The sequence below is a fragment of the Trinickia diaoshuihuensis genome (genome assembly GCF_003390925.1).
Lineage (GTDB): Bacteria > Pseudomonadota > Gammaproteobacteria > Burkholderiales > Burkholderiaceae > Trinickia > Trinickia diaoshuihuensis.
The window spans coordinates 27,001-41,774 of sequence record NZ_QUBS01000002.1; the positions used below are offsets into that span (position 1 = coordinate 27,001).

Annotated in this window: 13 protein-coding genes; 11 read left to right on the forward strand and 2 right to left on the reverse strand. The window is 64.2% G+C overall.

What is annotated here, in order from left to right:
• Positions 1-75 precede the first annotated feature (75 nt).
• Both DXT59_RS00320 and DXT59_RS00325 read left to right on the forward strand, forming a co-directional pair.
• A complete protein-coding gene (locus DXT59_RS00320; RefSeq protein WP_162877876.1) occupies positions 76-1,563 on the forward strand; it encodes a S8 family peptidase in 1,488 nt (495 codons plus the stop codon).
• A gap of 262 nt (positions 1,564-1,825) precedes the next feature.
• Positions 1,826-2,560 (forward strand): hypothetical protein, encoded by a 735-nt coding sequence (locus tag DXT59_RS00325; RefSeq protein WP_116134715.1) that lies wholly within the window; start codon positions 1,826-1,828, stop codon positions 2,558-2,560.
• Positions 2,561-2,594: 34 nt separating this feature from the next.
• Here DXT59_RS00325 and DXT59_RS00330 read toward each other — a convergent pair whose 3' ends face one another.
• On the reverse strand, positions 2,595-3,671 hold the full coding sequence (locus tag DXT59_RS00330) for an MBL fold metallo-hydrolase (RefSeq protein ID WP_116134765.1): 1,077 nt from the start codon (positions 3,669-3,671) through the stop codon (positions 2,595-2,597).
• 102 nt (positions 3,672-3,773) lie between these two features.
• Here DXT59_RS00330 and DXT59_RS00335 point away from each other — a divergent pair, with 102 nt between their 5' ends.
• The 8 genes from DXT59_RS00335 (at position 3,774) to DXT59_RS00370 (ending at position 12,321) form a co-directional block, all read left to right on the forward strand.
• Positions 3,774-4,253: a MerR family transcriptional regulator gene (locus DXT59_RS00335; RefSeq protein WP_116134713.1), complete on the forward strand. Its 480-nt coding sequence runs from the start codon at positions 3,774-3,776 to the stop codon at positions 4,251-4,253.
• Complete coding sequence (locus DXT59_RS00340; RefSeq protein WP_116134775.1) at positions 4,250-6,154, forward strand: bifunctional isocitrate dehydrogenase kinase/phosphatase; 1,905 nt, start codon at positions 4,250-4,252, stop codon at positions 6,152-6,154. The genes DXT59_RS00335 and DXT59_RS00340 overlap by 4 nt, the downstream gene beginning before the upstream one ends.
• A gap of 72 nt (positions 6,155-6,226) precedes the next feature.
• Positions 6,227-6,988 (forward strand): carbonate dehydratase, encoded by a 762-nt coding sequence (gene can / locus DXT59_RS00345; protein WP_116134777.1) that lies wholly within the window; start codon positions 6,227-6,229, stop codon positions 6,986-6,988.
• Positions 6,981-8,186 carry an acetyl-CoA C-acetyltransferase gene (locus DXT59_RS00350; protein ID WP_116134779.1) on the forward strand — a complete coding sequence of 402 codons (1,206 nt, stop codon included), beginning with the start codon at positions 6,981-6,983 and terminating at the stop codon, positions 8,184-8,186. The genes can and DXT59_RS00350 overlap by 8 nt, the downstream gene beginning before the upstream one ends.
• A gap of 70 nt (positions 8,187-8,256) precedes the next feature.
• Complete coding sequence (locus DXT59_RS00355) at positions 8,257-8,934, forward strand: SDR family oxidoreductase (RefSeq protein WP_116134781.1); 678 nt, start codon at positions 8,257-8,259, stop codon at positions 8,932-8,934.
• 68 nt (positions 8,935-9,002) lie between these two features.
• A complete protein-coding gene (locus DXT59_RS00360) occupies positions 9,003-10,136 on the forward strand; it encodes an acyl-CoA dehydrogenase family protein (protein WP_116134783.1) in 1,134 nt (377 codons plus the stop codon).
• Complete coding sequence (locus DXT59_RS00365) at positions 10,133-10,564, forward strand: YchJ family protein (RefSeq protein WP_116134785.1); 432 nt, start codon at positions 10,133-10,135, stop codon at positions 10,562-10,564. Before DXT59_RS00360 ends, DXT59_RS00365 begins: the two co-directional genes overlap by 4 nt.
• Positions 10,565-11,004: 440 nt before the next feature.
• The gene (locus DXT59_RS00370; protein WP_420823350.1) at positions 11,005-12,321 is read left to right on the forward strand and encodes a dienelactone hydrolase family protein; all 1,317 of its coding nucleotides are present in this window, start codon (positions 11,005-11,007) and stop codon (positions 12,319-12,321) included.
• Positions 12,322-12,361: 40 nt separating this feature from the next.
• On the opposite strand, the gene DXT59_RS00375 is transcribed toward DXT59_RS00370, so the two are convergent.
• Positions 12,362-13,294: a LysR family transcriptional regulator gene (locus DXT59_RS00375; RefSeq protein WP_116134787.1), complete on the reverse strand. Its 933-nt coding sequence runs from the start codon at positions 13,292-13,294 to the stop codon at positions 12,362-12,364.
• Between the two features lie 179 nt (positions 13,295-13,473).
• Between DXT59_RS00375 and DXT59_RS00380 the strand changes: the two genes are divergently transcribed.
• Complete coding sequence (locus DXT59_RS00380; RefSeq protein ID WP_116134789.1) at positions 13,474-14,340, forward strand: NmrA family NAD(P)-binding protein; 867 nt, start codon at positions 13,474-13,476, stop codon at positions 14,338-14,340.
• Positions 14,341-14,774: the final 434 nt, after the last annotated feature.

The window sequence follows — 14,774 nt, forward strand, 5'->3', positions numbered from 1 at the left end:
CGCTTTCGGAAACGGGAACGGTTCGTGCTGAGCAAGCTTTCTATTTGCTTTCACCACGAGCCCATAGGAGCGCTCATGACACCGTGCCGACCCATCGTGAATCGTTTCGTCGCCGCGTTGCTTTCCCTTACCCCCGCTATGCCGGACGCCTGGGCGGCCTCGCCTACCGAACCGGCATCGAAAGAACGCGTCACGCGGTTCATCGTCAAGGTCAAAGCATCCGCCACCCCGCAATCGACTCATTCGAATACGGGCGAGCAAGAGGCCCATGCAGCGCTTGCCCGACGGGCCATCGAACGCGTCTTGCACGAGAAGCCGGTCGAATCGCCGCCGGCGGGGCGCGTCCGCCGCTCGCCGCAGTACGTCATCGAGACTCGGCCGATGTCGGGTGCCGCGCACGTCGTCACGCTGAGCAGTCCCGTGCGCGAGGATACCGCGAACGAAATCGCGGCGCGCTTGCAGTCCCAACCGGAGATCGAATATGCCGAACCGGACTATCTGCTGCATCGCCAGTTGGCGCCGAGCGACCCGCTCTATGAAAAGCAATGGGGCCTTCGCAACGCCGTGGGCGCCGCGCGCTTTCACACCGCATGGGACACGACGACGGGTTCGAGCGAGGCGATCATCGCCGTGGTCGATACGGGCTATCGGCCGCATCCCGATCTCGTCGCCAATCTACTGCCCGGATATGACTTTCTGACCAACCCCGTGATTGCCAACGACGGCGACGGCAGAGATGCCGACGCATCCGACCCGGGCGATTGGGTCACCGAGGAGGAATCGCTCGCGTGCGACGGCACCGACCGCTGGGCGAGCAACAGTTCATGGCACGGCACGCATGTCGCCGGCACGATCGGAGCCGTGGCCAACAACGAGATCGGCGGCGCGGGGGGCGTTTGGCAAGCGCGGATCTTGCCGGTCCGCGCGCTAGGCAAATGCGGCGGGCCGGCGAGCGACATCATCGACGCGCTGCGTTGGGCGGTGGGGCTTCCGGTCCCCGGTGTACCGGCCAACGCGCATCCGGCCAAGATCGTGAACATGAGCCTCGGGACGTCGCAGCCTTGCGGCCGCGCCATGCAAGCGGCCATCGACGACGTGCTGGCGCAAGGGGCAACGCTCGTGGCGGCCGCGGGCAACGGCGGCATCGAAGTGGGCGAGCCCGCGAGCTGCCGCGGTGCGATCGCGGTGGCGGCCATCGATGCGGACGGCAAAATGCCGGCATTCAGCAACTTCGGCGCGCGCATCGATATCGGTGCGCCGGGCGTCGGCATTCTATCGACCTCCAACGCGGGACTGACCGTTCCGGGCGACGACACCTATCGAACCCAAGACGGCACGAGCATGGCCGCGCCGCACGTCTCGGCCGCCGTTGCGTTGATGCTCGCCGCCAGCCCTAGCCTCACGCCTTCCGCGATCCGCGAGAAACTGCGAGCGAGCGCCCGCGCTTTTCCCGCGGACTCGAACTGCGCGGCTAAGGAAGATGGCGCGCAATGCGGCGTAGGCATGCTCGACGCCGCGGCAGCGCTGGTGCAGCCCGAGGCAGCGGCGGCAACGAATCGATAGCACGCACGCCTCGTGGGTCGGCGCTCGCCCGCCTTTCGCCGAAGCGAGGTGAGGTGAGCGCCGCAATCGCCCCCGATCACCATTATTTGAAGAGACCTGCGCACAGCCTCCAATCAAGCCCCGCCAACTTGCTGACAATCGTTGCAACGTCATACGCACGGCTTATATTCGAACTATCTCGTTCGCCGCTCGGGGCGGCGACTTGCGGCTCCCCCTCCCGCGACCGCCTCCGAGGCAAGCCCACCCGCGAGGCCGATCATTCATGAAATCCGTGATGGCTCACATCGTCCGGCACCAGGCGATGTTCAAGAAATTGCCGTTGTTCGCGATGATGCGCGACGACAGTCTATTGCCAAGGGAACGTCTGTCGTTCATGCGACAGACCGCGTTTTTTATCATGGCGTTCGGCGACATCAATCGGCATTTGCTGTATCGGCACGAGGCAGCCGATCCTCATCAGCAGCGCTTGAACGCGCACGCCGAAGAAGACGCCAACCACTGGCAGTGGTATCTGGAAGACCTCGAGAAACTCGGATGGAACGCCGAAACGACGGTGATAGACGCGCTGCATGCATTATGGAGCGACGAGACCGCTTGTACCCGGCTACTCGCCTACGAGCTTTGCGCACTCGTCGATCAAGCCGAGACCGTCGAGCGCATCGCGATCGTGGAAGCCGTCGAGGAAACGGGCAACGTCGTATTCGAGTCGACGGCGGCGCTCGCCGCGCCGCTCGAACGAGAACTGGGTCAGCCGCTGCGATTTTTTGGGCCGTCCCATGTCGCCTTCGAAGACGGACATCTACAAAACGGCGAGCACGCCGAGATCGCCGCGATCGCACTCGACGACTCGCAACGCGCACGCTCCGTGCAATTCGTCGACCGCGTGTTCGCCGCGTTCACGGCGTGGGCGGACGAAGCCTTCGCCCTCGCATCCGCCGAACTCGGCGGCAGGCGGGCCGCCGCGACCGCACCGAACGCACTACCGCTAACGCCCTGACGCCCTGACGCCCTGACAAACCCGCCGGCCCATCTCACCCCGCGGGCGCGAACCGCACGATCCCGTCCTCGCCCTCTTCGCGCGCCAGTTCGCCGGCCAGCCATAGCAAATGCAGGTGAGCGAGCGCCTCGCCCATGGCGAACGTCAATTGGTGAACGTCGAGTGCGCGCTTGAACATCAGCGGCACGATATCGGCGGCGCTCATCGGGCGCTCGGCACACGCGGCCCGCACCTCCGCGAGACGGGCGTCATGGTGCGCGCGCAATTGCGCGATACGCGTATGCAGCCCACGGAACGGCTTACCGTGCGAGGGCAGCACGAGCGTATCGGCGGGCATCGCTTCGTAGCGCCCGAGCGATTCAAGGTAGAGCGCAAGCGGATTGCCCTCTGGCTCGATGTCGAAGACGGACACGTTCGTCGAGATTCGCGGCAACACCATATCGCCCGAAATGAGCACGCCGGTCGCTTCGCAAAAGAGCGCGGCGTGCTCCGGCGAGTGCCCGTAACCCGTCACGACGCGCCAATCGTGCGCGCCGATGCGGATGACATCGCCCTCGCGCATACGCCGGTACTGCGTCGGCATCGACGGTACGAGCTTCGAATAATAGTCGCGCCGGTTGCGCAGCTTTTCGAGCGAGACCGCGTCTTGCAATCCATGCCGCGCGAAGTGGCGCGCCGCGCCTTCGCCGCCGGCGTTCGATCCGTCTCCCGCGGCCATCACGCGCCCGAGCATGTACTCGCCGAGCGTGATCCATAGCCGCACGTTCCAACGCGCACGCGCCCCGCCCCGGCAGATCCAGTCGGCGAGCCCCAGATGATCGGGATGGCAATGCGTCACGATCGTGCGCAGTATCGGCGCGTCGCCGAGCACCTCCTCGAAGATTCGTTCCCAATTGGACTTGATCGCTTCGTCGGCGACGCCGCAATCGACCACGGTCCAACCGGTGCGTCCGTCGATTTCGTCCGCGAGCAGCCACAGGTTGATGTGATCGAGCACGAACGGCAACGGCATCCGCACCCAAAAGACGCCAGGCGCCACCTCGCGCACGCGCCCCGGCTCGGGCAACGCATCGGCGAACGGATAGTCGAGTTGATGTTCCAACGCATTCATCTGGGTAATCCCGGTCGGATGCAACCGGGCGCCGCCCAGTTGCACTTTGTCGAAGTTGACGATAACGTAAACGTCCGTCGATTCTACCCCGACGCGCCCGCCATGACCCAGCACTTCACGATCACCGAACTTGCACGCGAATTCGACGTTACGCCCCGCGCGATCCGTTTCTACGAGGATCAGGGCCTGCTCGCGCCGCGCCGCGAAGGCTCGAGCGGCCTGCGGCGCGTGTATTCGCCGCGCGATCGCACGCGCTTGAAGCTGACGTTGCGCGGCAAGCGGCTCGGCTTCACTTTGTCGGAAATTCGCGATCTGCTCGATCTGTACGAATCGCCGACCGATACTGTGCCGCAGTTGCATGCATTCCTTGCGACGATCGCGGAGCACCGGCAGGTGCTCGAGCGGCAGTTGGAGGATTTGACGGCGACGCTCGAAGACCTCGCGCAGTACGAATCGCAGTGCCGGGCAATGCTGGCCGAGAACGGCGTGGCACTCGAGCGCGGCGCCCTCGCCCGCGAGGATGAAGACGAAGACGAGCCTGGCCGCGACCGAGAAGGGGCGGCCCATTCCGAGCGAACATGAAACACTTTCCCAAACTGCTGTCGTCGCAGATCGGCTTCGATGTCGCGCAGTCGATTCTGGAAGGCTTCAATCGCCATTACGGCTCGTTCCGCGCCGCGGCCGTGCACGCGAAGAGCCTATTCGAAGCCGGCGATTGGCTCGCGCTGCAAAAGCTCGCGCGCGACCGCATCGCGTCGTACGACGACCGCGTCGAGGAATGCGTGCGCTTGCTGGAGGACGAATACGACGCCGAGAACATCGACGATGAAATCTGGCAGCAAATCAAGCTGCATTACATCGGCCTGCTGACGCAGCACCTGCAGCCCGAGTGCGCCGAGACGTTCTTCAACTCCGTGTGCTGCAAGATCTTGCATCGGTCGTACTTCAACAACGACTTCATCTTCGTTCGGCCCGTCATCTCGACGGAATACCTCGAAAACGACGAGCCGGCCGCCAAGCCGACCTACCGCGCGTACTATCCCGGCAAAGACGGTCTAGCCGCCACGCTCGAGCGCATCGTCACGAACTTCCAGCTCGAACGGCCTTTCGAGGATTTGACGCGCGACGTGGCCTGCATCATCGATTCGATCCACGAAACGTACGGCGCCTTCTCGGAAGCGGTGAACTTTCAGGTTCACGTGCTCTCGTCGCTGTTCTATCGCAACAAGGCCGCATACATCATCGGGCGCATCATCAACGGCGAACTGCTGCTGCCGTTCGCCGTTCCCATTCGTCACGTGAAGCCGGGCCTGCTTGCGCTCGATACCGTCTTGCTCAAGCGCGAACAACTGCAGATCATCTTCAGCTTCTCGCATTCGTACTTCTTAGTCGACATGGACGTGCCCTCCGCCTACGTCGACTTCCTCGGCACCATCATGCCGGGCAAGCCCAAAGCCGAGATCTACACGTCGGTCGGATTGCAGAAGCAAGGCAAGAATCTGTTCTATCGCGACTTGCTCAAGCACCTTTCGCATTCGAGCGATCACTTCATCGTCGCGCCCGGCATCAAGGGGCTCGTGATGGTCGTGTTCACGCATCACTTCATCGTCGCGCCCGGCATCAAGGGGCTCGTGATGGTCGTGTTCACGCTGCCCTCGTTCCCGTACGTATTCAAGATCATCAAGGACGTCTTCCCGCCCCCGAAGGAAACGACGCGCCAAAAGATCCAAGAGAAGTATCTGCTCGTGAAGCGGCACGACCGGCTCGGTCGCATGGCCGATACGCTCGAATATTCGAGCGTGGCGTTGCCGCTCTCGCGTTTGGACGAGCAGCTCGTGCGCGAACTGGAAAAGGAAGCGCCCTCGATGATCGAGTACGAAGGCGATTGCTTGATCATCAAGCACGTCTACATCGAGCGCCGCATGGTGCCGCTCAATCTGTTCCTGCAAAACGGCAACGATGCCGATATCGAGCATGCCATCAAGGAATACGGCGACGCGGTCAAGGAACTCATGCAGGCGAACATCTTCCCGGGCGACATGCTCTATAAGAATTTCGGCGTCACGCGGCAAGGCCGCGTGGTGTTCTACGACTACGACGAGATCGAATACCTGACCGACTGCAACGTGCGGCACATTCCGCAAGCACGGACGGAAGAAGACGAATTGTCGGCCGAACCGTGGTACGGCGTCGGTCCGAACGATATTTTTCCCGAGACGTACTCCACGTTCCTGCTCGGCGATCCCACGGTGCGCCAGTACTTCATGCGCCATCACGCCGATTTCTTCGACCCGAAGCTCTGGCAAAAGCATAAAGACATGCTGCTCAAAGGCGAATTGCCCGACTTCTTTCCGTACGAACGCGGCATGCGCTTTTGCAATCGCTTCCCCGCGCGCTTTCCGGCGGCGCAAGACGCTCGGGCGAACGACGCCGAACCGGCTCGCGCGGACGGCGGCGGCTCCGATGCCGCGCGCGCGGCCTGAGCCCAGTCGCGCCGGCCACCACCGCACGCCATTCCTAGCCTGTCCTAGGCCCAACTCACGCGACGACGCACCATGAACGATCAGAACCATCCGCTCGCCCAGCTCTTCGCCAACAACGAAGCGTGGGTCGCGCGCAAGCTCGCCGAAGACCCGGAGTACTTCACGCGTCTCGCCGATCAACAGGCACCCGAATATTTGTGGATCGGCTGCTCCGATTCCCGCGTTCCGGCCAATCAAATCATCGGCCTGCCGCCCGGCGAAGTCTTCGTCCACCGCAACATCGCGAACGTCGTCGTGCACTCGGATCTGAACTGCTTGTCGGTCATCCAATTCGCCGTCGATCTGCTCAAGGTCAAACACATCATGGTGGTCGGTCACTACGGCTGCTCGGGCGTCGGCGCCGCGCTGCTCGATCGGCGCGTCGGCTTGGCCGACAACTGGCTGCACCACATTCACGACGTGCGCGACAAGCATGCCGCATTGCTCGAACAGTGGCCGATGGTGGCGCGCCATCGCCGTCTCGTCGAACTCAATACGATCGAGCAAGTCGTCAACGTGTGCCGCACGACGATCGTCAACGACGCATGGGCGCGCAGCCAGCCGCTCACCGTGCACGGCCTCGCCTACGGCGTGCACGACGGACGCGTGCGCAATCTCGGCATGACGATTTCGAGCGCCGATAGGCTCGAGCAAACGTACCGGCGCTGCGTCGCCGCGCTCTCCGCCGAGCAAGCCGGCACGACGCAAAACGATATGGTTGCCGCCGACGCCGCGAGCCTCGCGGAACTCGAGCAGGTGGCCAAGGGTGTGATCAAGGAGATAAAACATGACTGACGCAACGCGCAATTCGAAGGATCCGATCGTCATCGTCTCGGCGGCGCGCACGCCGATGGCGGCCTTTCAGGGCGAGTTCGCCTCGCTCACGTCGCCGCAGCTCGGCTCCGCCGCGATCGCGGCCGCGCTCGAGCGCTCCGGGTTGAAAGCGGAACAGATCGAGGAAGTGCTGATGGGCTGCGTGCTGCCCGCCGGGCTCGGTCAAGCGCCCGCGCGGCAAGCGGCATTGGGCGCGGGGCTGCCGCTCTCGACAGGCTGCACGACGGTCAACAAGATGTGCGGCTCCGGCATGCGCGCGGCGATGTTCGCGCACGACATGCTGGCGGCCGGTTCGGTGGACGTCATGGTGGCGGGCGGCATGGAAAGCATGACCAACGCGCCATACCTGCTGCCGAAGGCGCGCGGCGGCATGCGCATGGGACACGGCCAAGTGCTCGACCACATGTTCCTCGACGGCCTGGAGGATGCATACGAGAAAGGCCGCCTCATGGGCACCTTCGCCGAGGAATGCGCGAGCGCCTATGGCTTCACGCGCGAGGCGCAAGACGCGTTCGCCGTCGAATCGCTCGTGCGCGCGAAACGCGCCAACGAAGACGGCTCCTTCGCATGGGAGATCGCGCCCGTGAAGGTCGCCGGCCGCAAGGGTGACGAAGTGACGATCTCGCGCGACGAGCAACCGTTCAAGGCCAATCTCGACAAGATCCCGACGCTCAAGCCCGCGTTCAGCAAAACCGGCACGGTCACGGCGGCGAACTCGTCGTCCATCTCCGACGGCGCCGCCGCGCTGGTCATGATGCGCGCCTCAACGGCCGAGCGGCTCGGTCTCGCCCCGCTCGTGCGCATCGTCGGACACTCGACGTTCGCGCAGGAGCCCTCGAAATTCACGACGGCGCCCGTCGGGGCGATTCGCAAGCTGCTCGAGAAAAACGACTGGCGCGCGAACGACGTCGATCTGTATGAAGTGAACGAGGCATTCGCCGTCGTGACGATGGCCGCCATGACCGAGCATGGGCTGCCGCATGAAAAGGTCAACGTGAACGGCGGCGCCTGTGCGCTCGGCCACCCGATCGGCGCGTCGGGGGCCCGCATTCTCGTGACGCTCATCGGCGCGCTGCGCAAGCGCGGCGGCAAGCGCGGCATCGCGAGCCTGTGCATCGGGGGCGGCGAAGCCACGGCGATGGGTATCGAAATCGTTTGATCGAAATCGGTCGATCGATACTGCGCGGCTGGCGCATCGATCGCGGTGATATCGCAATCGGAGAAACACCATGAGAACGGTATTGATCGTCGGCGCGTCGCGCGGCATCGGTCATGAGTTCGTGCGTCAATACCGCGCGGCTGGCTGGCGCGTGATCGCCACGGCGCGCGACGGCAAGGCCCTCGCCGAGCTAGAAGTACCAGGCGTATCGGCGATCTCGCTGGACGTGACGGAGCCGGACGATATCGCCGCGTTCGAGCGCAAGCTCGCGGGCGAACGGCTCGACGCGGCGCTGATCGTAGCCGGTGTCTACGGACCGGCCACGGAAGGCGTGGAGCCGTTCTCCGTCGAGGACTTCGATTACGTCATGACGACCAACGTGCGCGGCCCCATGATGCTGATGCCCATTCTGCTGCCGCTCGTCGAATCGGCCCATGGCGTGCTCGCCGTGGTATCGAGCCGCATGGGCAGCATCGCCGAGGCGACCGGCACCACGGGCTGGCTCTACCGCGCGAGCAAAGCGGCGCTGAACTCGGCGCTGCGCATCGCCGCCGTGCAAACGCGCCGCGCCACGTGCCTCGCGCTGCACCCAGGCTGGGTGCGCACCGCCATGGGCGGCGCCCACGCGGCGATCGACGCGGAGCGCAGCGTCACGGGCATGCGCTCCGTGATCGCCGCGGCGGCGGTCGATCGCGACGCTTATCACGGCCGGTTTATCCAGTACGACGGCACCTCGATCGATTGGTAGACGCAACCGGATGTGCACGGACTGCACACGGCCCCAAACGAAAATCAGATTTACGGAGACATCGGCCCATGGTCCTCGACCAAGATCACTCGATGATACGCGACGCTATCCGCACCTTCGTGCGCGAGGCGATCGCACCGCACGCGGCGACCTGGGACCGCGAGCGGACGTTCCCGAAGGACGTGCACCGGCAGTTGGCCGAGCTTGGCGCGTACGGCGTGCTCGTGCCGGCCGAATACGGCGGCGCGGGCCTCGATGCGCTTGCGCTCGCCGTTATCCTGGAGGAAATCGCAGCCGGCGACGGCGGCACATCCACGGCGATTTCCGTCAACAACTGCCCCGTGTGCAGCATCCTGCTGGCCTACGGCGACGATGCGCAAAAACGCGACTGGCTGACCCCGCTCGCGCGCGGCGAGATGCTGGGCGCGTTCTGCCTGACCGAGCCGCAAGCGGGATCGGACGCATCGGCGCTGCGCACGGTGGCCGTGCGCGACGGCGACAGCTACGTCATCGACGGCGTCAAGCAATTCATCACCAGCGGCAAAAACGGCGACGTCGCGATTGTGTTGGCCGTGACCGATAGAGCGGCCGGCAAACGCGGCATCAGCGCGTTCATCGTACCGACGAACACGCCCGGCTATGTCGTCGCCCGCCTCGAGGACAAACTCGGCCAGCACTCGTCGGACACGGCGCAGATCGTGTTCGAAGGCTGCCGCGTTCCGGCCGCCAATCGTATCGGCGCCGAAGGCGAGGGCTACAAGATCGCGTTGTCGGGGCTGGAAGGCGGGCGCATCGGCATCGCCGCGCAAAGCGTCGGCATGGCGCGCGCGGCATTCGAGGCCGCGCAGGCCTACGCGCGAGAGCGCGAAAGCTTCGGCCAACCCATCTACGCGCATCAAGCCGTGCAATTCCGCCTCGCCGAGATGGCAACTCAGCTCGAGGCGGCACGCCAGCTCGTCTGGCACGCCGCCTCGCTCAAGGACGCGGGCCAGCCTTGCCTCACCGAGGCGGCCATGGCCAAGCTGTTCGCCTCGGAAGCGGCCGAGCGCATTTGCTCCAACGCCATTCAAACCTTCGGCGGATACGGTTACGTGAGCGACTTCCCGGTCGAGCGCATCTACCGCGACGTGCGTGTCTGCCAGATTTACGAAGGCACGAGCGACATTCAAAAGATTCTGATCGCGCGGGGGCTGACGCAATGACGGCGCCGCTAGCGTGTCCGTGCGGAGGTACGGCGCCGGGCCGCTCGGCCGCGGCAGTCCCGCCGCGCTTCGACGCCTGCTGCGGTCCCTACCTCGACGGCCGCGCGCTCGCTCCCACGGCGCTCGAGTTGATGCGCTCGCGCTACAGCGCCTATGTGCTCGGCAACACAGACTACCTGCGCGCTACATGGGATGCTGCGACCTGTCCTCCCGACCTTCACGTCGATATCGAAGCGCCCGACGCCCCACGCTGGCTCGGACTGCAAGTGAAGCGGTTCGAGGCGCGAGACGCGCGGCACGCGATCGTCGAATTCGTCGCTCGTTACAAACAAGGCGGGCGCGGCCATCGTCTGCACGAAGTCAGCCGCTTCGTGCGCGGCGACGACGAGCGCTGGCGCTACGTGGACGGCGACGTTAGCGAGCGCTGACTCACGCGCTTTTTCGGGCGATCTTTGCGTAAGCAAAGGTTGCCGCCACATCGACCCGGGCCGCTCGGCGCCCCGGGTTCTCCTGCATTGCACAGATCATTTTGGCGACGCTACGATGGCCATACTTGTGGTGCGCCTGTGCACACGGCACGTCTCGCGACGGCCCCGCCTGCAATCCACAATCGGCGATAACGATCGCTCGCGCGGTTTAAGTCTTTGCTTAACGCGCGGCCGACCAACGCCTTGTAACCCGCTCCCGTTCTCGCGCTCGATTGGCCGCCGCGTTCGCGCCGCAGCCCATGGGGCGAATTGCGGTCGCTGCCCCTCTCTTTTCGGGCAACGGCACGGCGAGCGGCTCGTGGATACTGAGTCGACCGGGCCCACAGGACAGTCCGGCCTTGCCCCCGCGGCGCTTTTTTGTGACTAGAGCAGACACGCGCATGAGTTTGAAAAACGTATTCGTCGGTTGTTTGTGCGCGTGCGCCTGGATGAGCGCCTTTGCGGGTGCGAGTGCGTCGTCCTCGGGCGATGCGGTCAGCGCGTTGACGCTGGCCTCCAACGACGTGCGGCCGCTCTCGCGGGCAAGCGTCGCGCCGCTCGAGTTCGACCACGGTGTCTATGGCTTGCCTGCGCTCGGCGGCAGCATGAACGAACAGATCGTCCGCATTCCCGTCGACGCGGCGGGGACGGTCACGCTCGAGGCGACCATCTATAAACCCGACGGCAAAGGACCGTTCCCGCTCGTCGTGTTCAATCACGGAAAGATCGAGGGCGATCCGCGCGCCCAGCCGCGCAGCCGTCCGCTTTCGTTTGCGCGCGAGTTCGTGCGGCGCGGCTATGTCGTCGTCGCGCCGAATCGCGAAGGCTTCGCCGAGTCGGGGGGCACCTATCGTCAAGAAGGCTGCGACGTGGCGAGAAACGGTATCTCCCAGGCCGACGACGTCAAAGCGACGATCGCGTACATGACGGGCCGCGGCTATGTCGATTCCTCTCGCATCGTGGTGGCGGGAACGTCCCACGGCGGTTTGACGACGATCGCTTACGGCACGGACGCGTCCCAAGGCGTGCGCGGCCTGATCAATTTCTCGGGCGGGCTGCGTCAGGACGCCTGCGGCGGTTGGCAAGAGAACCTCACGCATGCGTTCGAACAGTACGGCGAAACCGTACGCGTTCCTTCGCTTTGGATCTACGGCGATAACGATTCCGTTTGGAGCGCCAACTTAGCCAAGCGCATGTACGCGGGCTACGTCGCGCACGGCGCGCCCGCGCAAATGGTCGATTTCGGCGATTATAAGAACGACGCGCACCGGCTCGTCGTCGATCGCGACGGCGTGCGCATTTGGTGGCCGTCGGTCGAGACCTTCCTCGAACGCATCGGTATGCCCACGCGCGTGCAGTATCAAGTTCAAGACGAGGGGATTCCGCATGACACGGGCTATGCGGCGATCGACTCGGTCAGCGCCGTGCCCTACCTCGATGCCGCGGGCCGCGCCGCGTACCGTCAATTCCTCGATCAATATCCGACGCGCGCGTTCGCGGTGTCGGCATCGGGCGCATGGTCGTGGGCCGAGGGCGGCGACAATCCGATGTCGGTGGCCCTTGCGAATTGCAGCAAGGAAAACGGCAACTCGCCGTGCCGGCTCTACGCCGTCGACAACCATGTCGTGTGGAACGACAAGTCTTCCGAGGCTCAGCAAACGGCCGCGTCGGGGCATGACGATCGGGTGAGTGAATCCGCGCTGGCTAGCCGCGATTGATCGCGCGGCTACACACAACGTGGGCTCCGCCGGTAAAGCACTAGCGCATGCTGCCTTGCCCGTGAACGCCCGTCAGTTCGACCATGAAGTCGAGGAACGCTCGTGTCTTTGCCGGTACGTGATGCCGGGACGGGTAGTAGGCGTATAAGGGGAACCGCTCGTCTGCCCACTCGGGAAAGAGATTGATCAACCGGCCGTCGGCGATCAGCGGCTCGGCCCCGAGCAGCAGCATCTGCGCAATTCCAGAACCGGCGAGGCACGCGTGGAGTAAGGCGCCCGGATCGTTGACCGTGAGACGTCCCCGGGTGTCGATCGCAATACGTTTGCGCCCGCGATGGAATTCCCAAACGAAGGGCTTGCTTGTCTCCGGATTGCGAAATTCGATGCATCGGTGGCTTCGGCTTTCAAGGTCCTCCGGTTTTGCCGGCCTTCCTCGGCGAGCGATATACGAGGGGGCCGCGACCGTCACAACGCGGGTATCAAGCAGCTTTCTCGCGATCAGACTCGATGCTCGCGGTTCGCCGAACCGCACGGCGAAATCGAAGCCGTCCATGACGAGGTCGCCCAGGCTATCGCGCGCGATGAGTTCGATTTCGAGTTCGGGATGCGCATCCATGAACGCATCGAGTTGTTGCCCTAGAATCGCCCGGTTGACGACGGGATCGAGATTGATTCTCAGCTTTCCGCGCACGGTGGAAGCGCCGCCTGCGGCGGCCGCGGCCGCTTCCTCCAACCCGGCGAGATGGGGCATGACGTGCTCGTAAAAGCGGCGGCCCTCTTCAGTCAGCGAAACGGACCGCGTCGTTCGGTTGAAAAGCCGAATGCCCAGCCTTCTTTCCAGCCGCGCGATCGCTCGACTGACACCCGGCGGCGTCATGCCTATGACTTCCGACGCGGCCGCAAACGTCCCCGCATCGGCCACGGCGGCAAACACGCTAATGCTGCCGGACAGCTTCTCGCTACTGGATCTCATGGTTGTTCGAGTGAATACGGATGGCGGGTGGCGGACACAGTGCAGCCATATCGGGTGTCTGCGGCAATCATGCCGAATTGGTGACTCGTTGTCACTTATCTGATGCTATCCATGTCGTTTTGTTTCGTTCGGCGTTTGTCCAGAATGCGACCGACGTATTCACACATGGAGAACGAGTGATGTATGCAATAACAGGAATTACCGGCAAAGTCGGCGGCGCACTGGCCCACGAGCTGCTGGCGTCGGGCGGGTCGGTGCGTGCAGTCGTGCGTGACACGACGCGGGCGGCGGTGTGGGCGGAGCGCGGGTGCGAAATTGCGACGGCCTTCATGGAAGACCCCTCGTCGCTTGCCGCCGCATTCGCAGGCGCTGAGGGTGTTTTCATCCTGCTGCCGCCGCAGTTCGATCCGGAGCCTGGGTTTCCCGAAGCGCGGAAAGTGATCGAGGCCGTGTCCGCCGCGCTTCTGAAGGCGCGCCCCGAAAGGGCCGTTTACTTGTCAACGATCGGCGCACAGGCTAATGAGCCCAATCTGCTCACGCAACACACGCTGATGGAGCAGGCGCTGCGCGAGATGCCTATGCCGGTGACGTTCCTGCGGCCGGGCTGGTTCATGGAAAACGCCGCGTGGGACGTCGCGTCCGCGCGCGACGATGGCGTCGTCGCCAGTTACCTACACCCGCTCGACAAGCTCGTGCCGATGGTGGCCACCGCGGACGTGGGCCGCGTTGCGGCAGAACTGCTGGGGCAGACGTGGCGCGGTGTTCGTGTCGTCGAACTCGAGGGCCCGCGTCGCGTGAGCCCCAACGATCTCGCACTGGCCTTCGCTCGTGTTTTGGGCCGGGACGTGCGCGCGGATGTCGTCGATAGGCAAACGTGGGAAGCGCTGTTTCGCGAGCAGGGCATGAAACATCCGCTACCCCGCATGCGCATGCTGGACGGCTTCAACGAAGGCTGGATCGACTTCGAAAGCCATCCAAATGAAATCTTGCGCGGCCACGTCGGGCTGGACACGGTTCTGAGCGAGCTTGTGTCGCGTGCGGTCTGAATAGATTCGGTGGGGGACGCGTGGCGCGTTTGCGCTACGCCTCACCGGGGTCACGCTCCTGTCGCGACAACCGCGCGGACCGGGATCGGCCATGAGGGGACCATTCGACAGATAGATCCGCATCGTTGACAATCGAGGCGCGCTACCCGGAACGGAGGGTGCGGAACAACTCAGACCGGGCCCAAACTCGTGAAAACGTTATGTCGACTCCTCATCGCGTGGCTGTTTGCCAGTGCCGCCAATTCGTTTGCGGACCCAGAGGTTCTTGGAGCCCAGTACAAATGCGATACCGAGGGATCATCGGTGAGCTTTGCTGCGTATGACGAAGGCTGGTTTAACTCGCCACGCCCCCGGCGTCAGAATAGTTGTCGTGTCGTCTGAATCTTAGACGAGGTCCGGGGGCGGTAGAATCGGCATGAATGAAAGCCTACTCA

Excerpts from the sequence above, each read along its gene's own strand:
- DXT59_RS00320 (WP_162877876.1), top strand. The coding sequence starts at position 76 with ATGACACCGTGCCGACCCATCGTGAATCGTTTCGTCGCCGCGTTGCTT.
- DXT59_RS00325 (WP_116134715.1), top strand. The coding sequence starts at position 1,826 with ATGAAATCCGTGATGGCTCACATCGTCCGGCACCAGGCGATGTTCAAG.
- DXT59_RS00330 (WP_116134765.1), bottom strand. The coding sequence starts at position 3,671 with ATGAATGCGTTGGAACATCAACTCGACTATCCGTTCGCCGATGCGTTG.
- DXT59_RS00335 (WP_116134713.1), top strand. The coding sequence starts at position 3,774 with ATGACCCAGCACTTCACGATCACCGAACTTGCACGCGAATTCGACGTT.
- DXT59_RS00340 (WP_116134775.1), top strand. The coding sequence starts at position 4,250 with ATGAAACACTTTCCCAAACTGCTGTCGTCGCAGATCGGCTTCGATGTC.
- can (WP_116134777.1), top strand. The coding sequence starts at position 6,227 with ATGAACGATCAGAACCATCCGCTCGCCCAGCTCTTCGCCAACAACGAA.
- DXT59_RS00350 (WP_116134779.1), top strand. The coding sequence starts at position 6,981 with ATGACTGACGCAACGCGCAATTCGAAGGATCCGATCGTCATCGTCTCG.
- DXT59_RS00355 (WP_116134781.1), top strand. The coding sequence starts at position 8,257 with ATGAGAACGGTATTGATCGTCGGCGCGTCGCGCGGCATCGGTCATGAG.
- DXT59_RS00360 (WP_116134783.1), top strand. The coding sequence starts at position 9,003 with ATGGTCCTCGACCAAGATCACTCGATGATACGCGACGCTATCCGCACC.
- DXT59_RS00365 (WP_116134785.1), top strand. The coding sequence starts at position 10,133 with ATGACGGCGCCGCTAGCGTGTCCGTGCGGAGGTACGGCGCCGGGCCGC.
- DXT59_RS00370 (WP_420823350.1), top strand. The coding sequence starts at position 11,005 with ATGAGTTTGAAAAACGTATTCGTCGGTTGTTTGTGCGCGTGCGCCTGG.
- DXT59_RS00375 (WP_116134787.1), bottom strand. The coding sequence starts at position 13,294 with ATGAGATCCAGTAGCGAGAAGCTGTCCGGCAGCATTAGCGTGTTTGCC.
- DXT59_RS00380 (WP_116134789.1), top strand. The coding sequence starts at position 13,474 with ATGTATGCAATAACAGGAATTACCGGCAAAGTCGGCGGCGCACTGGCC.